We start from the raw sequence: 19,089 nt of genomic DNA on the forward strand, positions 1-19,089 counted from the left end.
GCAGTCTCCGCGCGCTCAGGGCAGGTGGACCAGGAACAGCTCCTGGAACACCAGCGTGATCATGAGGCCGGCACCCAGGCCGATCGCCAGGGCCTTCGCCACGGTGCGCAGCGTCAGCCCCTGGCCGGCGGCCTTGCGCTGCGAATGCTGCAGGCTGAGGATCGCGACCGTGACGAAGATCCAGGCCGCGGCCCAGAACGGCAGCCCGTGGCCGACCAGCCCGATGCCGAAGACCAGGCACAGCGCGAGCACCAGCAGCACGCGCTTCTTCTCGGCGGCACTGGCCCGCACCATCACCTGCTCGGGGTGCGCCACGCGACGGCGCCAGCTGCGCAGCGCCAGCAGGAAGCCCAGCAGGATCGTCACGATGCCGAGCAGGCCGGGCAGCAGGCCGGGGATGGTGTACGGATTGATGTCCTGCTTTTCCAACCGGTCCATGCGCAACGATGCGATCAGCACGGCGATGCCGAACACCATCCACGCGAAGGCGGCGATCAGGTCCGAGCCCGGACTGACGTGGCTTTCGCCGTGCGCGGGTGCGGGGGTTTCGGGTGGGGCGGCGGGAGGTGTCATGGATGCAGGCGGAAGGCGAATCGATCGAGGCGGGGACGAACGCCAATGCTGCCGATGGACAGGCGCATGTCCGTCGGCAGCCATCGGCGATGCAGGGGCCGGTCAGGGCTTGGGGATACCCACCGTATCGGGCGACACCTTGGCCTTGCCGGCATCGAACAGCATCCAGGCATTGGCCTGGACCGCGGGCATCACCGCCTTCTGTGCGGCATCACCGGAGAGCGGCAGGAACAGGGCGCCGCGGCTGCTGGCGTACTTCTTCAGCGCTTCGCTCTTGGGGATGTTCTCGTCCCAGATCTTCTGCACGGTCTTCACGACCTCGTCGGGCACGCCCTTCGGAATGAAGATGCCGAAATAGTTGGCCGGCGCAGTGAAGCCCGGCAGGCTTTGCGAGAGCGGCGGAATCACGCCATAGCCCTCGAGATCGAGCGGCTTGTCGCTGACGGTGGCCAGGGGGCGCAGCCGCTTGCCGCGGATCATGTCGGCCTGCTCGACGGCCAGCTGCGTCGTGACTTCGGCCTCGCCGGAGACCGTGGCGACCACGGCCGGATTGCCGCCGTCGTACGGGATCTCGCGGTACTTGACGCCGGTGGCCTTCGAGATCAGGTCCATCGCGTTGTGGCCGGCCGAGGTCACGCCAGCGGTCGCGACGGGGATCTTGCCGGGTTGCGCCTTCATGGCGTCGATCAGGTCCTTGGCCGTCTTGTACGGCGTCGACGGGTTGACGCCGATCACCTGGATGTTGGCGACCGTGAGGAAGAGGTTCCAGTCGCTCATGCGGGTCTTGAGCGAGCCGAGCGTTTCGTACGCACCGAGATCCTGTGCCGCGCCGGCGGTCCAGGTGTAGCCGTCCTTGGCCGCATCGAGCGCGCTCTTGGTGCCGATGGCGCCCGAAGCACCGGGCTGATTGATGATGACGACGGTCTGGCCGAGCGCCTTCTCGATTTCCGCGGCCGTGACGCGCGTCACCTGGTCGGTCGATCCGCCCGCGGCCCACGGCACGATCAGGTTGATCGGCCGCGTTGGCTTCCATTGCGCCATGGCGCCGGTCGCGGCGGCGGAAAGCAGGGCCACGACGAAGGCGCGGCGAGCCAGTCTTTGAACGGGATGCAGATGCGTCACGGGATCTCCAGTTGTTTTAATTCACCAGCGAGTGAATTCTAGAAATCGTGTCGGGGAGCGTCAACGCGCGCCGGACATCAGTCCCTCAGGACATACCCTAGGATCACATCGCACATGTGCGAGAGGCGTTCGCTGTGCGCCTTGCGTGTCATCAGGTCGCGCCCGAAGATCGCCGACAGCGTGTGGTTGTTGGAGAGGTAGAAGTAGGCGAGTCCGGCGATCGAGATGTAGAGCTGGACCGGGTCGATGCCGCCGCGGATGACGCCCTGCTTGCGCCCGCGTTCGAGGATGTCGCCGAGCGTCTGGATCAGCGGCGAGTTCATCTCGCGCACTCGCTTCGATTTGGAAAGATGGCGCGCCTGGTGCAGGTTGGCGCTGTTGAGCAGGGTGATGAACTCGGGGTGCTCGAGGTAGTAGTTCCAGGTGAACTCGGTCAGCCGGCGCAGGGCTTCGGCGGGCGGCAGGTCGAGCAGGTGCAAGGCCTGCTCGGCATCGCGGATGTCGGCATAGACGCTCTCGAGCACGGCGAGGAAGAGGTCGTCCTTGCTGCCGAAGTAATAGTAGATCAGGCGCTTGTTGAGCCCCGCGCGCTCGGCGATGCGGTCGACGCGCGCGCCTGCGAGGCCGTGCTGCGCAAACTCGTCGCGGGCGGCGATCAGGATGCCGAGCTGCGAGCGATCAGCGTCCCGCTGGCGCGGTTCGAGGGTCGTGGGCTTCATGCCGCAGTTTTAACTGATTGGTGAATTGATGGCATGCGATCTTTCCCTGAGATACCCGGGGCGGCCGGCGCGGTGCGGATAATCGGGCGCATGGAATATCCAACAGCAGGACACCTGATTGTCCGTTGCCTCATCGAGCAGGGTGTCGAGACCGTGTTCGGCGTGCCCGGCGAAAGCTATCTGGCGGTGCTCGACGGCTTTCACGCGTACCGCGACCGCATCCGCTTCGTCGTCAACCGGCAGGAGGGCGGCGCCGCCTTCATGGCCGAGGCGCACGGCAAGCTCACCGGCCGGCCCGGCGTCTGCTTCGTGACGCGCGGGCCCGGGGCCACCAATGCGTCGATCGGCGTGCACAACGCGTTCCAGGATTCGACGCCGATGGTGCTGTTCGTGGGCGACGTCGGCAGCGACTTCCGCGATCGCGAAGCCTTTCAGGAGGTCGACTACGGCAGCTTCTTCGGTCCGAGCACCAAGGGCTTCGCCAAGCGTGTCGAACGCATCGATGATGCCGACCGCATTCCCGAGTACATCGCACGCGCCTTTGCGACGGCAATGAACGGACGGCCCGGTCCCGTCGTGCTGGTGTTGCCGGAAGACATGCTGCGCACGACCACCGCAGCGCAGCCGCTCGGCCGCGTGGAGGCGGTCGAACCATGGAGCGATCCGGGTGCCCTGCGCAGCCTGCGCGAGCTGTTGTTGAAATCGCAGCGGCCGCTGGTGATCGCCGGTGGCGGCGGCTGGACGCCGCAGGCGGCGCAGGCCTTGCAGCGCTTCGCGGAGAACTGGAAATTGCCGGTGGCGAATGCATTCCGCTTCCAGGACACCTTCGACAACCACCATCCGCTCTATGCCGGCGATGTCGGCATCGCGATCAATCCGAAGCTCGCGGAGCGCGTGAGGCAGAGCGACCTGATCCTTGCCATCGGCCCGCGCCTCGGCGAGATGACCACCGGCGGCTACACCCTGCTCGAAGCGCCCAAGGCGAAGCAGACGCTGGTGCACATCCATGCGAGTGCCGAGGAACTCAACCGTGTCTACCAGGCCGATCTCGCGATCAATGCCGGCATGAGCGCGGCGGCGCGCAGCCTCGAGGTGCTGAGCGCGCCGACGGAGCTGCCCTGGGAGGCGTGGACCGTCGCGGCGAACGCGGACTACCTCGCCAACCTCGAGCCCCAGGCGCTCGCGGGGCTGCCCGCCGAATCGCCGCGCGGCGCGGTCGACATGGTGGCGGTGGTCGCGCTGCTTCAGAAGCACCTGCCGGCGGATGCGGCCATCACCAACGGCGCAGGCAACTTCGCGAGCTGGGTGCACCGGTACTTCCGCTACCACGGCCTCGCGAAGGGTCACAAGACGCAACTCGCGCCGACCAGCGGTGCGATGGGCTACGGCGTGCCTGCGGGCATCGCAGCCAGCCTCACGACGGGACGCATCGCCTTCACCATCGCCGGCGATGGCGATTTCCTGATGAACGGGCAGGAACTCGCCACCGCGTCGCAGCATGGCGGCAAAAGCATCATCGTGCTGCTCAACAACGGCATGTTCGGCACGATCCGCATGCACCAGGAGCGCGAGTACCCGACGAACGTGAGCGGCACGGCGCTGCGCAATCCGGACTTCTGCCTGCTGGCCCGCGCCTACGGCTATGCGGCGGAGCGCGTGACCGAGACCTCGCAGTTCGAGGCTGCGCTGCTGCGCGCGCTGGCGGCCGATACGGGCACGCTGATCGAGATTCCGCTGGACCCCGAGGTGATCAGCACGCGCGGCACGCTGACGTCGATCACGAAGGCTGCTCAGGTGCGTTCGGCGGATTGAGGGCAAAAAAAAGCCGGCGGGGTGCCGGCTTTTCGAGTCGAGCGCGCGGGGCGCTCGAAGGGCTTACTTGACGTGCTTGCCGATCAGCGAGGCCAGTTCGAACATCGACACTTGCGGCTTGCCGAAGATTTCCTTCAGCTTGGCATCGGCGTTGATGTTGCGCTTGTTGGCCTTGTCCTGAAGATTGTTCTTCTTGATGTAGTCCCACAGTTTGCTCACGACGGCGGTGCGCGGCAAAGGGGTCGAACCGACCACGGCAGCCAGTGCGGGGCTGGGGGTCAGCGCTTTCATGAACGCAGCGTTGGGCGTGCGCTTCTTGGCGGGAGCCTTCTTTGCAGCAGCCTTCTTGGCCGGCGCAGCCTTCTTGGCGGGAGCCGCCTTTTTTGCAGGAGCCGCCTTCTTTGCCGGTGCCGCAGCCTTCTTGGCCGGAGCGGCCTTCTTTGCGGGAGCTTTCTTGGCCGGAGCCTTCTTTGCAGTTGCCATGGTTGATTTCCTTTTTTGGTTGGACACTTCACCAATGAAAAGCGGTGTCTCCACTGGCATTGCGGATGCTAAAGGAGAAAAAACGCGTTTCCAAGGGAAAAAGAGATTTTTTCATTGGGAGCTGTTGTTTTTTCAGAGGGGAGAAAGCGCCGATTTCCCTCGAAGCGATGAGCCTCGGTGCTTCAGCGGCGGCGCGCGGGCCAGGTCGCGAGCACCACACCGAGCAGTGCGAACGCAAAAGCGAGCAGCTGTGGCGTGGACAGGCGCTCGCCGAGAACGAGCACGCCGACGAGCGCAGCGCTGACCGGCAGCATCACGGTGAACACGCCCGCCTGCGATGCGGGCACGCCTTTCAGGCCCGTCATCCAGAGCCATACGGTCCAGATGCTGGCCGCCAGCGCATAGGCGACCAGCAGGCCCCACATGCCGAAGGACACGGCGCCAAAATCGAAGTGCAGTGCGAACCAGACGCCCAGCGGCGTCGAGAGCACGAAGCCCCACAGGTTGATCAGCGAGGAGATCCGCTTGGGCCCGAGCCGGCCGGTGAGCGACTTGCCGATCACCGCGTAGGCCGCCTCGCACAGCACGGCGAAGAAGACGAGCAGATCGCCCAGCCATGGCATCGATGCGGAAGCCGCAGCCTGCGGGTTCGCCGACGCGTGCGCGGGTGCGAGCGCAAGCAGGCCGATCCCGAACGCGGCGCATGCGATCGCGAGGCCGATGCGCAGCGTGATGCGCTCGCGCAGGAAGACCCAGCTGCCGAGCGCGACGACTGCCGGGATCGACGCCATGATCACGCCGGCGGACACGGCACTGGTCATGCTCACGCCGAACAGCATGCAGATCGAGAACAGGAAGTTGCCGAGAAACGATTCGAGAAACACCAGGCCGCGTGTGCGCGCCGTCATCGGCGCTTCGTCCGCGGGGCGCCGCAGCCAGTGCGGCATGGCCGCGGCCGCGATGCCGAAGCGCAGCCAGGCGAGCAGCAGCACCGGAAACGCCACGACGAGCGGCTTGGACAGCGCGACATAGCTGCCGACCAGCGACATGCTCAGCGCAAGGCAACCGTATGCGGCGAGTCGGCGCGGTGGGGGGAGGGCGGGGTTCAACAGACTGCGGCGTTGCGAAGATTATTCATTCGATGATGCCCCATCCCGCCGGGCGGATCCGACGCGTGGGCTGCCAGGCATCTTGCGCGGAAGTGACTGCAACGACATCCCACGCTACTGGCCCGCGCCGCTCAACGCGGAGTGATCGCCATCCAGTTTCATGACCGAAGAATTGATTTCGCATCGCGGCATGGGGTCGTGCTGCGTTGCAATATTTTTTCTCAATATAAGAAAATTTATTTCACATGGAGGGAAATTGATCGCAAGTCTATGATTTATATATCAAAAAAATATGTCTTCTATAAGACATAAGAGTCGACGACTCCGCTTAGAGTTAGGCCCATGGACGCAGCCGCGCCCGCCTCTCAATCAACCCTTGGAGTGACCATGCCTCAAACCATCACAGAACAACTGAGCCGCGAACAGCAGATCGCAGCCCTCGAGAAGGAATGGGCGACCAACCCCCGCTGGAAGGGCATCAAGCGTGGCTACAGCGCCGCCGATGTGGTGCGTTTGCGCGGCTCGTTTCCGATCGAGCACACGCTGGCGCGCCGCGGTGCCGAGAAGCTCTGGGACCTCGTGAACACCGAGCCGTACGTCAACTGTCTGGGTGCGCTCACCGGTGGGCAGGCGATGCAGCAGGTGAAGGCCGGTGTGAAGGCGATCTACCTGTCGGGCTGGCAGGTGGCCGCCGACAACAACAGCTATGCCGCGATGTACCCCGACCAATCGCTCTATCCGGTGGACTCCGTGCCGACCGTGGTCGAACGCATCAACAACACCTTCCGCCGCGCCGACGAAATCCAGTGGTCCAAGGGAACGAACCCGGGCGACAAGGGCTATGTCGACTACTTCGCGCCCATCGTGGCCGATGCCGAAGCCGGCTTCGGCGGCGTGCTGAACGGTTTCGAGCTGATGAAGGCGATGATCAAGGCGGGCGCCGGCGGCGTCCATTTCGAAGATCAACTCGCATCGGTCAAGAAGTGCGGCCACATGGGTGGCAAGGTGCTGGTCCCGACGACAGAAGCCGTGCAGAAGCTGATCGCGGCGCGCATGGCCGCCGACGTCTGCGGTACGCCGACGCTCGTCATCGCGCGCACGGATGCCGAAGCCGCTGACCTGCTGACCAGCGACTACGACGCCAACGACAAGCCCTTCCTGACCGGCGAGCGCACGGCCGAAGGCTTCTACAAGACGAAGAAGGGCATTGACCAGGCCATCAGCCGCGCGATCGCCTATGCGCACTATGCCGATCTCGTGTGGTGCGAAACGGGTACGCCCGACCTGGAATTCGCGCGCAAGTTCGCCGAGGCCGTGCACAAGGTGCATCCCGGCAAGATGCTGGCATACAACTGCTCGCCTTCGTTCAACTGGAAGAAGAACCTCGATGACGCGACCATCGCCAAGTTCCAGAAGGAACTCGGCGCGATGGGCTACAAGTACCAGTTCATCACGCTGGCCGGCATCCATTCGATGTGGTTCAACATGTTCGATCTGGCGCAGGACTATGTGAAGCGCGGCATGTCGGCGTATGTCGAGAAGGTGCAGGAGCCCGAGTTCGCGGCGCGGGATCGCGGCTACACCTTCGTGTCGCACCAGCAGGAAGTGGGCACCGGGTACTTCGATGAGGTCACCACCGTGATCCAGGGCGGCAAGTCGAGTGTGACCGCGCTGACGGGCTCGACCGAAGAAGAGCAGTTCCACTGATTCCTGCCAACCGATGAGTCGATCCCCGCGTGAGCGATCCGCGGGGATTTTTCACGATCGGACCCGGGGCTTCGAGTCAATGGCCGGTAACTGAAGGATGCGCGCGTCAACGCTGCGACACTCCCCGCAGTGAACGCGCGCCATTCATTCATCAAATTTCTGATCGTCGGAAGTCTCGCGACCGCGATCCACTATTCCGTCTTCTACGGTCTCTACCGGATCGCAGGCCTGCCGGCCGTGCCGTCGACCTCGGCCGGTTTCGCGGCCAGCGCCGTCTTCAACTTCGCGGCGAACTACCGCTTTACCTTTCGCAGTCGCGCGCGATGGGACATGGCGGCTCTGCGCTACGTGCTGATCGCAGGAATCGGCCTCCTGATCAACGCACTGATTTTTTCAGCTCTGCACGAATGGGCCGGCCTGGGCTCCTCGTATTCGCAGCTTTTGGCGACCGGAGTCGTTCTGGTCTGGAACTACCTGGGCGGCAAACACTTCATCTTCAGGTACAAGGAATTGAAGGCTTAACCATTAATTTGTTACAGTTGGTTTCAGTCCGCCTTGACTTCTCGCCAAACTGGTGGAATGTCTCCATGCGATTGGAATTGAATCCATGGACCTCTCCTGCATTCCCCCGATGGTGACTGCGCCGCCGCTCTATGTCGACCTCGACGGAACGCTCATCGCCAGCGATCTGTTGATCGAGTCGGCGCTGGTTCTGGTGAAGCAGCGTCCGCTCGCTATCTTCGATCTGCTGGGCTGGATCCTGCAGGGCAAAGCGACCTTGAAGACCCGGATCGCGCAGGAGGTCGAACTCGATGTCGCGCACCTTCCCTACGATCACGAGGTCCTGGCATTGATTGCCAGGGCCCGATCCGAAGGGCGAAAGGTGGTCCTGGCCACGGCCAGTCACCGGAAGTACGCCGACGCGGTGGCAGCGCACCTTCGCGTTTTCGACGCGGTGCTGGCGACCGATTCCCAGAAGAATCGCTCTGGGCTCGCCAAACTGGAAGCGATCCAGGCTGACGCAGACGGACCGTTCTGCTACGCCGGAAATTCTGCCGCCGACCTCCCGATCTGGCAGGCGGCGGAAAGTGCGATCGTTGTGACGGCGAGCCCCGCGCTCGTGCGTCGAGCCGCAGCGCGCGCCAGGGTCGACGCGGTGGTTCGCCCGGCGGGTATGGGCATCGCTGCCGTGCTGCGCGCGATGCGGCTTCATCAGTGGGTCAAGAATCTTCTGGTGTTCATGCCGGCGGTGCCTTTGGCCGCGCAGCTGGGATGGCCGGCTGTCTGGACGTTGTTGCTGGCCTTCTTCTGCTTCGGCCTCTGCGCTTCCAGCGTGTACCTCCTGAACGACCTGCTGGACATCGACGCGGACCGACAACATCCAACCAAGTCACGCAGGCCGATTCCTTCCGGCGCCATGCCGCTCGCATGGGCCGTGATGTTGACCCCCATCCTGCTGCTCGCGGCCTTCGGTCTCGCCGCGTGGCGCCTGCCGTGGCTCTTTGCGGTCGTGTTGGTTTTCTACTGGGCGCTCACCATGGCCTATTCGGTGCGCCTCAAACGGATCACCGTGGTGGACGTGTTGCTGCTGGCGGGCCTCTACACCATGCGCATTCTTGCGGGTGCTGCGGTGATCGGGGTCATCCCGTCGTTCTGGATTCTGGCGTTCTCGATGTTCCTGTTCTTCAGCCTCGCCTCGGCCAAGCGCTACATCGAGTTGGCGGACGCCCAGCGACGCCAGAAGATGTCGATGGCAGGGCGGGGCTACAACGTCGCCGATATCCCTGTCGTGTTGACACAGGGGATCGCCGCGGGGCAGATTGCCGTCATGGTGTTCGCCCTCTACATTCAGGATCCCGTGGCGACGCAGCACTTTCGCATGCCTTACTTCCTTTGGGGCGTGGCGCCTCTGCTGCTCTACTGGATCTCGCGCCTCTGGATGAAGGCACTGCGGGCGAAGGTGCATGACGATCCCCTGGTCTTCGCCGTCAAGGATCGCCAGAGCCAGGTCATCGGAACCGTGTGCGCGGGACTGATCTGGGGGGCTTTGTGAGTGCGTCTCGCGATGCCGCCGAGATGGCGGGCCCTGTCGCAGGATCGACGATGAATGCGCGCTGGAAAGCTTTCCTGCCACTGCTCGCATGTCTGCCGCTCGCCTTGATCTCGATGAGCGTCACCGGATTCCAGTTCGGGGTCAACAACAACATCTTTCATATCCCCTACGTCCTCGATCTCGCCAGTTCTCCGGAATTTGCGGGCGATGCCTTTTCGCAGTCACTCGGCAAGTTCACTTCTGCGCTCTGGCCATTGGTGCGCCTGATTGCGAACGAATCGAACGTTCGCGATGTGTTCCTCGTGCTGGCGTCGATCAGCAGGCTCCTGGCGCTGGTTGCGGTCCTGTATCTGGTCAGGCTCAACGGCGTCAAGTCGATCGGTGCCCAGATCGCGTGCCTGAGCGTGGTCGCGGTGACCCCGCTGATGACAGGCTATTCGCCCATCGGATCGGACGGCCTGTTCCTGCCGTACTTCACTCACAGCGAGGTGACGTGGCCTGCGGTTTTCATGTCGCTCGCCCTGATGCAGCGGAGTCGGATCGTTGCGGCGGCGAGTTTCACCGGCATTGCCTTTGCGCTCAACGCATTCGTCGGTATATGGATGGTGTTCGTGAACATCGCGTCCCGGATCTTCGATACCCGCCGCTTGCCGCGCGCCGGCGAGATCCTGAAATACGGCGCGGTGGTCGGGTTGATCGCGTTGCCCATCCTCGTCTGGATTTCATTTGCCGTGCTGGGGGCGAAGCCGGGCGCGCCTTTCAGCTACATCGAGTACGTTCGAGAGTTCTATCCCAACCACTTTCTGATCGAGGCGGCAAGCAAGGATCGCTCGGCCGCGTTGATGGTGATGTTCGTGTGCGGGCTGATCGGCGCGCTCCATACGGCCAATCCGCGGTATTGGGTGGGCGTGCAGTTGTCGGTTCTGGCGCTGCTGGTCGTCGGGTCCTTCTTGCCCTACCTGATCAACAGGCGCTTCATCTTCAACCTTCATCTCTTGCGAGCGGACGGTCTGGAGCAGGCGGTGAGCATCCTCCTCTGCGCGATGGCCGCCGTCAAACTCTGGGTCGGCGGCACATCGGCGCGCCAACGCTGGATGGGCGTCATCGTGCTGGTGGGCCTGCTGAGCTGGCCCAAATCGCTTGCCGGCTTGATGTTGCCAGTGACCGCTTTGGCATTGCTGGCCGGCTTGTCTGATCAGGCGGATGCCATACCCGTCCGTGCCGCAGGCCAGTGGATCCGGCGTCATGAAACGGCGCTGGCGTGGCTGGCGACTGCGGGGTTCGGAGGCCTGTTTCTGTTCGAAGCCGTCAAGCTCGGCGCCGGAGCAGGCCTTGCGGCGCGGCTTGCTTTCGTCGCCGTGGCGCTTTATCTGATTTGGCGACCGAGGTTCGTCGCTTCCTGGACGCCTGTGAAAGCGACGACGACCTGCACCTTGGCGGCACTCCTGGTTTCGGGTTTGGCGATTCAGCAGCGCATGACCAACGACCCGGGTCCGTCGGCATCGTCACAGGATTGGGACGACCTGGTTGCGTGGGTACGCGCCAGCGATATTCACGGTGTCTTTCTCGTGCCGCTGGACGGGTCCGACAATTTTCAGCTGCGGGCGCGCCGTCCCGTGTGGGTTGGCGCGGTGCAAGGTGCCGCCGTGATGTGGGAGCCTTCGTTCTACGCGCAATGGTCGCCGCGTTTCAATGACCTGCTTCCGTTGAAGACCGCGCGCGAGTTCATCGCCTATGCGAGCGCGCACCAGATCCGCCATGTGGTGATCGATACCCAGACCGGCGACTGTGCGGCGCCGGCCGAACTCGTCAAGCGAACCGGGCGCTATGCACTGTGCCGTGTCGGCAACGCGGCTGGAGCGATGTGAAAGAGGGTCGCCTCCACACGCCGAAATCCGCCGCGGATAGAATGACGGACTTCGTCCGAACAAGAGCGAGAAAGGCATCTTGGTTATGACACCGCGAACTACGCCGCAAGCATTCAGCGGTCTTTTCCCTGAAGGAAAAGGCCGGTAGGCCGCGCATCCTGGAAGCATCCAGCACCTGAACCATAGCCAAGCGCGGTCGCAGACCGCGCTTTTTTGTTTTCTCGCCGAGGTTTTTTCATGATCCAGATCACGCTCCCCGACAACTCGCGACGCGAGTTTCCCGGCCCGGTTTCGGTGGCCGACGTTGCCAAGGCCATCGGCCCCGGCCTTGCAAAGATGACCGTTGCCGGCAAGGTCGACGGCCGACTGGTCGATGCGAGCGACCTGATCGATCACGACGCGAAGCTGCAGATCATCACGCCGAAGGACGAGGAAGGCCTGGAGATCATTCGCCACTCGACGGCGCATCTGGTCGGGCATGCGGTGAAGCAGCTCTATCCGACGGCCAAGATGGTCATCGGCCCGGTGATCGACGAAGGCTTCTACTACGACATCTCGTACGAGCGCCCCTTCACGCCCGAGGACATGGCGGCGATCGAGGCGCGCATGCGCGAGCTGATCGCGCAGGACTATGACGTGGTCAAGAAGGTGACGCCGCGCGACGAAGTCATCAGCGTGTTCAAGTCGCGCGGCGAAGACTACAAGCTGCGGCTCGTGGAGGACATGCCCGACGAGAAGGCCATGGGCTTGTACTATCACCAGGAATACGTCGACATGTGCCGCGGCCCCCACGTGCCGAACACGCGTTTTCTCAAGGTGTTCAAGCTCACGAAGCTCGCAGGCGCCTATTGGCGCGGCGATGCCAAGAACGAGCAACTGCAGCGCGTCTACGGGACGGCCTGGGCAGACAAGAAACAGCTCGACGACTACATCCGTCGCATCGAGGAAGCCGAGAAGCGCGACCATCGCCGGCTCGGCAAGGAACTCGACCTGTTCCACATCGACGAGGCTGCACCCGGCGTGGTGTTCTGGCATCCGAAAGGCTGGGCGATGTGGCAGCAGGTCGAGCAGCACATGCGCAAGGTCTATCGCGACACGGGCTACGACGAAGTCAAGGGTCCGCAGATTCTCGACAAGAGCCTCTGGGAAAAGACGGGCCACTGGCAGAACTACCGTGAGAACATGTTCGTCACCGAATCGGAGAAGCGCGAATATGCGCTGAAGCCGATGAACTGCCCTGGGCACGTGCTGATCTTCAAGTCGGACCTGCGCAGCTACCGCGATCTGCCCATCCGATACGGCGAGTTCGGTCAGTGCCATCGCAACGAACCGAGCGGCGCGCTGCACGGCATCATGCGCGTGCGCGGATTCACGCAGGATGACGGGCACATCTTCTGCACCGAAGACCACATCCTCGAGGAGTGCGTCGCCTACACGGCGCAACTGCAGAAGGTCTATGCCGATTTCGGCTTCACGGACATCCTGTACAAGGTCGCGACGCGGCCGGACAACCGCGTCGGCTCGGACGCGCTCTGGGACAAGGCCGAATACGCCGTGATGGAGGCCTTGCGCCGCTCCGGCGTCGACTTCGTGGTCTCGCCGGGCGAAGGCGCCTTCTACGGGCCGAAGATCGAATACACGCTCAAGGACGCGATCGGCCGCCAGTGGCAGTGCGGCACGATGCAGGTCGACTTCAACACGGCCGAGCGCCTGGGAGGCGAGTACGTCACCGAGACGAGCGGCCGCGCGTATCCGGTCATGCTCCATCGCGCGATCGTCGGCAGCCTCGAGCGCTTCATCGGGATGCTGATCGAACATCACGCGGGCGCGATGCCCGCCTGGCTCGCGCCGGTGCATGTCGCGGTGCTCAATATCAGCGAAGGCCAGGCCGACTACGCCAGGCAAGTTGCGAAAACGCTGCAAAATCAAGGGCTTAGGGTTCAGGTCGACCTGCACAACGAAAAGATTACGTATAAAATACGGAAGCATTCGTTGCAGAAGCTTCCGTACATCCTCGTCGTGGGCGACAAGGAGAAGGAAGCAGGTGCCGTCGCAGTGCGCGCCCGGGGTAACCAAGACCTCGGTGCAATGTCCCTTGAGTCGTTCACGCAGCGCCTCGTCCAGGATATTGCCGAGAAGCGTTGATTTGTCCTTGAAACAGCCTTATGTGTTTCCTTGCCAAACATGCCGCTTGCCCGCGAGGACTGCCCGGTGTTCGCTACAGTTTTTGTAGCAATTTGTTGAAGGACCCTGACCATCGCTACTGCATTTCGCGACCGCCGCCACCGCGAGGAACGCCAACACCGCCTGAACCGGGAAATCATGGCCCCGGAAGTCCGCCTGATCGGGCCCGAAAACGAGCCGTTGGGTGTCGTGAGTCTTGCGGAGGCATTGCGCCTCGCCGGTGAGCAAGACGTGGATCTGGTGGAAGTTGTCGCGGCGGCCAATCCGCCCGTCTGCCGCCTGATCGAATACGGCAAGTTCAAGTACCACGAGCAGAAGAAGGCGGCCGAGGCGAAGTCCAAGCAGAAGGTCATCGAAGTCAAGGAAATCAAGTTCCGCCCCGGCACCGACGATGGTGACTACAACATCAAGATGCGCAATATCCGGCGTTTTCTTGAAGAGGGCGACAAATGCAAGATCACGCTGCGCTTTCGCGGTCGCGAGATCACGCACCAGGAACTCGGTCTGGCGCTGTTGCAGCGCATTCGCGACGAGCTCGGCGACCTGATCGTGGTCGAGCAGTTCCCGAAGCTGGAAGGTCGGCAGATGATCATGATGATCGCGCCGGGTCGCAAGAAGACAGGCGCGGCTGCGAAGCCGGCGACGGAGCAGACGCCCGCACCTGCTGCGGCGTAAGAGGTGAGTGAGAAGAAGTATTTGAAGGGATTTCGCTCCTGCCCGCATCTTCGGATGCAGGCAGGAGCGGGATGAAGAAGTGTCTCGGGGCCAACAAGCCCGCGGATCATCCGCGGCGCCTCACGAGCACAAATTAAAGGAGCATTCACATGCCCAAAATGAAGACCAAGAGCAGCGCGAAAAAGCGTTTCCGCGTTCGTCCAGGTGGCACCGTCAAGCGCGGTCAAGCCTTCAAGCGTCACATCCTGACCAAGAAGACCACCAAGAACAAGCGTCACCTGCGTGGTGCAACGGCCGTGCATGAAACCAACATGGTTTCGATGGCCGCCATGTTGCCCGGCAGCGGCATCTAACCCGACGAACAAGGAGTACACACATGCCTCGCGTCAAACGTGGTGTAACGGCTCGCGCCCGCCACAAGAAGGTTCTCGCACTCGCCAAGGGTTTCCGCGGCCGCCGCGGCAATGTCTTCCGCATCGCCAAGCAGGCGGTGATGAAGGCCGGTCAATATGCTTACCGTGACCGCCGCACCAAGAAGCGCGTGTTCCGCCAGCTGTGGATCGCGCGTATCAATGCCGCCTCCCGTGAACTGGGCCTGACCTACAGCCAGTTCGCCAACGGCATCCGCAAGGCCGGTATCGAGATCGACCGCAAGGTTCTCGCCGATATCGCGGTGCACGACAAGGCCGCTTTTGCCGGCATCGTGGAGCAGGTCAAGGCCAAGCTGGCTGCTTGATTCCGCACAGCAGGTCGTCGTCCTCGCGGATCGCGGCCTGCGCCCACGGCACAAGGGCTGGCGCTTGAAAGAGCTCCAGCCCTTTTTCATCGCGGCATCGGCCCGTTTTCTTTCACCTCGAAGATTTTTTCCATGAACGAGCTGGACTCCCTGGTCGACACCGCACGTGCCGCTTTCGCCGCGGCGCCGGCGCCGGCCGAACTCGAAAATGCCAAGGCGCAGTTTCTCGGCAAGGCCGGTCGCATCACCGAGTTGATGAAAGGCATGGCCGCGCTGAGCGTCGACGAGAAGAAGTCGCGCGGTGCCGCGATCAACGTGGCCAAGCAAGCCATCGAGGCCGCGCTCGCCGAGCGCCGCCAGCAGCTCGCCGACGAGGAACTCGCCGCGCAGCTGCGCGCCGAAGCGCTCGACGTCACATTGCCCGGCCGCCAGCGTGCTCATGGCGGATTGCATCCAGTGAGTCGCACGATGGAGCGCATCGAAGCGATCTTCTCGAGCATGGGCTTCGACGTCGCCGACGGCCCCGAGATCGAAAGCGACTGGCACAGCTTCACCTCGCTCAACAACCCGCCGAACCATCCTGCGCGATCGATGCAGGACACCTTCTACGTCGACATCAGCGGCGAGGACGGCGTGCCGTACAACCTGCGCCCGCACACCAGCCCGATGCAGGTGCGCTACGCCCACCAGCACATCAAGAAATACGCGGTGCAGTTCGAAGCTGCGGCCGCCGACACGACCGGCACGGTCAAGGCGCCTGAAATCCGCGTGATCGCGCCGGGCCGCACCTACCGGGTCGACAGCGACGCCACCCATTCGCCGATGTTCCACCAGTGCGAAGGCCTGTGGCTCGGCGAGAACGTGAGCTTCAAGGACCTCAAGGTCGTCTTCACGGATTTCTGCCGCACCTTCTTCGAGAGCGACGACTTGGTGCTGCGCTTCCGCCCGAGCTTCTTCCCCTTCACCGAGCCGAGCGCGGAGATCGACATCCAGTTCCAGAGCGGGCCGCTGGCCCATCGCTGGCTCGAAGTCGCGGGTTCGGGGCAGGTGCACCCGAACGTGGTGCGCAACATGGGCCTGGATCCCGAGCGCTACATCGGCTTCGCCTTCGGCATGGGCCCCGACCGCCTCACGATGCTGCGTTACGGCGTGAACGACCTGCGCCTCTTCTTCGATGGCGACCTGCGCTTCCTGAGCCAGTTCCAGTAAACAGAGAGCGAGAACGACGAGATGCAATTCCCCGAGTCCTGGTTGCGCGAGTTCTGCAACCCGCCGCTCAGCAGCGCCGAACTGGCCGAGACGCTCACCATGGGCGGCCTCGAGGTCGAGGAGCGCCGGCCGGCGGCGCCGCCTTTCACGCAGGTCGTGGTCGGCGAGATCAAGGAAGCCGTCCAGCATCCCAACGCCGACCGGCTGCGTGTGTGCCAGGTCGATGCAGGGCAGGGTGCCCTGCTGAACATCGTGTGCGGTGCGCCCAACGCGCGCGTCGGCATCAAGGTGCCGGTGGCGCTCGTCGGCGCCGAGCTGCCGCCGGGCGACGACGGCAAGCCTTTCGTGATCCGGCTCGGCAAGCTTCGCGGCGTCGAAAGCCAGGGCATGTTGTGCTCGGCGCGCGAACTCAAGCTCAGCGACGACCACGGCGGCCTGCTCGAGATGTCGGCCGATGCGCCCATCGGCGCCAGCGTGCGCGAGGTGCTGAAGCTCGACGACGCCTTGCTCACGCTCAAGCTCACGCCCAATCTCGCGCATGGCCTGAGCGTCTACGGCATCGCACGCGAGCTCGCCGCATTGACGGGCGCGCCGCTCCGGACGCCAGCCATTGCGCCGGTCGCGCCCACGCTGGACGGCCGCTTGCCGGTCAAGGTCGATGCGCCCGAGCTGTGCGGCCGCTTTTCCGGACGCATCGTCCGCGACGTCGACACCCAGGCCGCCACGCCGGCCTGGATGGTCGAGCGCCTCGCGCGCTGCGGCCAGCGCAGCGTCACGGCGCTGGTCGACATCTCGAACTACGTGATGTTCGAGTACGGCCAGCCGACGCACATCTTCGACCTCGACAAGATCCACGGCGGCCTCACGGTGCGCTGGGGCAAGGCCGGCGAGCAGCTCAAGCTGCTCAATGGCAACACCGTCACGGTCGACCCCCAGGTCGGCGTGATTGCCGACGAGCGCGAAGTCGAATCGCTGGCCGGCATCATGGGCGGCGACGCCACGGCGGTGTCCGACGACACCCGCAACATCTACGTCGAAGCAGCGTTCTGGTGGCCCGAGGCCATCCAGGGACGCTCGCGCCGTTTCAATTTCTCGACCGATGCGGGACACCGCTTCGAGCGCGGCGTCGATCCGAGCCGCACCGTGGCGATCATCGAGCGCATCACGCAGCTGATCGGCGAGATCTGCGGCGGCAAGTCGGGTCCGGTCGACGACCAGATCCTGCGCTTGCCCGAATCGAAGCCCGTCACGCTGCGCGTCGCGCGCGCCGCGCGCGTGATCGGCATGCCGCTCGACCAGGCCCGGTGCAGCGCCGCGCTGCGCCGTCTCGGCCTGCCCGTCGAAGAGGGCGATGGCACGCTGATCGTGACGCCGGCGCCCCATCGCTTCGACCTGCGGATCGAAGAAGACCTGATCGAAGAGGTGGCCCGCCTCATCGGCTACAACAATCTGCCGACCACGCCGCCGCTGGCACCCATCACCGCGCGCGTGCGCCCGGAGGCCGAGCGCAGCCGCTTCGCCGTGAGCCGCCGCGTCGCCGCACTCGGCTATCAGGAGACGATCAACTTCAGCTTCGTCGAAGCGCACTGGGAGCATGATCTCGCCGGCAATGCCGATCCGATCAAGTTGCTGAACCCGATCGCCAGCCAGATGAGCGTGATGCGCTCGTCGCTGATCGGCTCGCTGCTGCAGGTGCTCAAGTTCAACCTGGACCGCAAGGCGCCGCGCGTGCGCGTGTTCGAGGTGGGCCGCGTGTTCCTGCGCGACGATGCGGTCGCCACGACCGACAGCACCGTCAAGGGCATCCATCAGCCAATGCGCATCGCCGGGTTGGCCTGGGGCGGTGCCGAAGACGTGCGCTGGGAGGGCAAGGCGCGGCGCGCCGACTTCTTCGACGTCAAGGGCGATGTCGAGGCGCTGCTCGCGCCGCTCGTTGCGCGCTTCGAGCCGACCGAACATCCTGCGCTGCATCCGGGCCGCGCGGCGCGCGTGCTGCTCGGGGGCCGTGCGATCGGCGTGGTGGGCGAGCTCCATCCGCGCTGGCGCCAGAAATGGGATCTTGCGCAAGCGCCCATCCTGTTCGAGCTCGAACTCGATGCCGTGATGGCCCGGCCGGTGCCGACGGCGCAGCCGGTGCCCAAGCACCAGGCCGTCGACCGCGACATCGCCGTCGTCGTCGCGGAGGCGATCACGCACGACACGCTCCTCGGCGCCATTCGCGCCGCGTCGGATGCCAGCCTGTTGCGCGAGGTCGCATTGTTCGACATCTATCGACCGTCAGCAGGACGCGACGGCACTGTCACCGGCCCGGGCCACCTGGCGCAGGGCGAAAAGAGCATGGCCGTGCGCCTCAGTTTCAACAGCGACACCGCAACGCTCACCGACGAACAGGTCGAGGCGGCCGTGCGCACGATCGTCGATCAACTCGCTGCCCGGCTCGGTGCGCGACTGAGGGTATGAACGCCATGGAATTCACGCTCGAAGTCCTCGAAACACCGGCGCTCACCAAGGCGCATCTCGCCGATCTGCTGTTCGAGCAGATCGGGCTGAACAAGCGCGAGTCCAAGGACATGGTCGAGGCCTTTTTCGACCTGGTCGCCAACAGCCTGATCGAAGGCACCGACGTCAAGATCTCGGGCTTCGGCAATTTCCAGATCCGCGTGAAGGCGCCGCGCCCCGGCCGCAACCCGCGCACGGGCGAGGCGATTCCGATCGGCGAGCGCCGCGTCGCGACCTTTCATGCCAGTGCCAAATTGAAGGAGCAGATTCACGGCAGCATCGGCGATGAAGCACCCCGAGAGGTCGAATGGAGCCTTGGCGCCGAATAAGTGCTTGGTGC

Annotated in this window: 17 protein-coding genes; 12 read left to right on the top strand and 5 right to left on the bottom strand. The window is 64.1% G+C overall.

The genetic code is table 11. From position 1 onward, the window contains the following. Positions 1-15: 15 nt before the first annotated feature. The 3 genes from E5P2_RS08855 to E5P2_RS08865 form a co-directional block, all read right to left on the bottom strand. Positions 16-573: a tripartite tricarboxylate transporter TctB family protein gene (locus tag E5P2_RS08855; RefSeq protein WP_162566741.1), complete on the bottom strand. Its 558-nt coding sequence runs from the start codon at positions 571-573 to the stop codon at positions 16-18. A 102-nt stretch (positions 574-675) separates the two neighbouring features. Beyond that, the gene (locus E5P2_RS08860; RefSeq protein WP_232077006.1) at positions 676-1,695 is read right to left on the bottom strand and encodes a Bug family tripartite tricarboxylate transporter substrate binding protein; all 1,020 of its coding nucleotides are present in this window, start codon (positions 1,693-1,695) and stop codon (positions 676-678) included. A gap of 77 nt (positions 1,696-1,772) precedes the next feature. Next, positions 1,773-2,414 (bottom strand): TetR/AcrR family transcriptional regulator, encoded by a 642-nt coding sequence (locus E5P2_RS08865; protein ID WP_162566742.1) that lies wholly within the window; start codon positions 2,412-2,414, stop codon positions 1,773-1,775. Positions 2,415-2,504: 90 nt separating this feature from the next. Between E5P2_RS08865 and E5P2_RS08870 the strand changes: the two genes are divergently transcribed. After that, positions 2,505-4,226: a thiamine pyrophosphate-binding protein gene (locus tag E5P2_RS08870; protein ID WP_162566743.1), complete on the top strand. Its 1,722-nt coding sequence runs from the start codon at positions 2,505-2,507 to the stop codon at positions 4,224-4,226. Positions 4,227-4,289: 63 nt separating this feature from the next. On the opposite strand, the gene E5P2_RS08875 is transcribed toward E5P2_RS08870, so the two are convergent. Beyond that, positions 4,290-4,709, bottom strand: a complete 420-nt coding sequence (locus tag E5P2_RS08875) for an SWIB/MDM2 domain-containing protein (RefSeq protein WP_088957604.1) — start codon at positions 4,707-4,709, stop codon at positions 4,290-4,292. A gap of 182 nt (positions 4,710-4,891) precedes the next feature. Continuing rightward, on the bottom strand, positions 4,892-5,758 hold the full coding sequence (locus tag E5P2_RS08880; RefSeq protein ID WP_162570408.1) for a DMT family transporter: 867 nt from the start codon (positions 5,756-5,758) through the stop codon (positions 4,892-4,894). Between the two features lie 447 nt (positions 5,759-6,205). Here E5P2_RS08880 and aceA point away from each other — a divergent pair, with 447 nt between their 5' ends. From aceA to E5P2_RS08935, 11 genes are all read left to right on the top strand, one after another. Continuing rightward, complete coding sequence (gene aceA, locus E5P2_RS08885) at positions 6,206-7,525, top strand: isocitrate lyase (RefSeq protein WP_162566744.1); 1,320 nt, start codon at positions 6,206-6,208, stop codon at positions 7,523-7,525. A gap of 129 nt (positions 7,526-7,654) precedes the next feature. Next, positions 7,655-8,047, top strand: a complete 393-nt coding sequence (locus tag E5P2_RS08890; protein ID WP_162566745.1) for a GtrA family protein — start codon at positions 7,655-7,657, stop codon at positions 8,045-8,047. 85 nt (positions 8,048-8,132) lie between these two features. Next, a complete protein-coding gene (locus tag E5P2_RS08895; protein WP_232080630.1) occupies positions 8,133-9,578 on the top strand; it encodes a UbiA family prenyltransferase in 1,446 nt (481 codons plus the stop codon). A gap of 50 nt (positions 9,579-9,628) precedes the next feature. Then, complete coding sequence (locus E5P2_RS08900; RefSeq protein ID WP_162566746.1) at positions 9,629-11,446, top strand: hypothetical protein; 1,818 nt, start codon at positions 9,629-9,631, stop codon at positions 11,444-11,446. A gap of 237 nt (positions 11,447-11,683) precedes the next feature. Continuing rightward, positions 11,684-13,591 carry a threonine--tRNA ligase gene (thrS, locus tag E5P2_RS08905; RefSeq protein ID WP_162566747.1) on the top strand — a complete coding sequence of 636 codons (1,908 nt, stop codon included), beginning with the start codon at positions 11,684-11,686 and terminating at the stop codon, positions 13,589-13,591. Positions 13,592-13,696: 105 nt separating this feature from the next. After that, on the top strand, positions 13,697-14,305 hold the full coding sequence (infC, locus tag E5P2_RS08910; protein WP_162570410.1) for a translation initiation factor IF-3: 609 nt from the start codon (positions 13,697-13,699) through the stop codon (positions 14,303-14,305). A gap of 149 nt (positions 14,306-14,454) precedes the next feature. Then, positions 14,455-14,658 carry a 50S ribosomal protein L35 gene (gene rpmI / locus E5P2_RS08915; RefSeq protein WP_028253491.1) on the top strand — a complete coding sequence of 68 codons (204 nt, stop codon included), beginning with the start codon at positions 14,455-14,457 and terminating at the stop codon, positions 14,656-14,658. A gap of 23 nt (positions 14,659-14,681) precedes the next feature. Beyond that, positions 14,682-15,041 (top strand): 50S ribosomal protein L20, encoded by a 360-nt coding sequence (rplT, locus tag E5P2_RS08920; RefSeq protein WP_028253492.1) that lies wholly within the window; start codon positions 14,682-14,684, stop codon positions 15,039-15,041. 132 nt (positions 15,042-15,173) lie between these two features. Then, complete coding sequence (gene pheS, locus E5P2_RS08925) at positions 15,174-16,250, top strand: phenylalanine--tRNA ligase subunit alpha (protein ID WP_162566748.1); 1,077 nt, start codon at positions 15,174-15,176, stop codon at positions 16,248-16,250. A gap of 21 nt (positions 16,251-16,271) precedes the next feature. After that, entirely contained in the window at positions 16,272-18,710 is a 2,439-nt protein-coding gene (gene pheT, locus E5P2_RS08930; protein ID WP_162566749.1) for a phenylalanine--tRNA ligase subunit beta, read from the top strand. Next, positions 18,707-19,078 (top strand): integration host factor subunit alpha, encoded by a 372-nt coding sequence (locus tag E5P2_RS08935; RefSeq protein WP_162566750.1) that lies wholly within the window; start codon positions 18,707-18,709, stop codon positions 19,076-19,078. The genes pheT and E5P2_RS08935 overlap by 4 nt, the downstream gene beginning before the upstream one ends. Positions 19,079-19,089: the final 11 nt, after the last annotated feature.

Source organism: Variovorax sp. SRS16 (assembly GCF_901827165.1).
In the GTDB taxonomy this organism is placed as follows: domain Bacteria; phylum Pseudomonadota; class Gammaproteobacteria; order Burkholderiales; family Burkholderiaceae_C; genus Variovorax.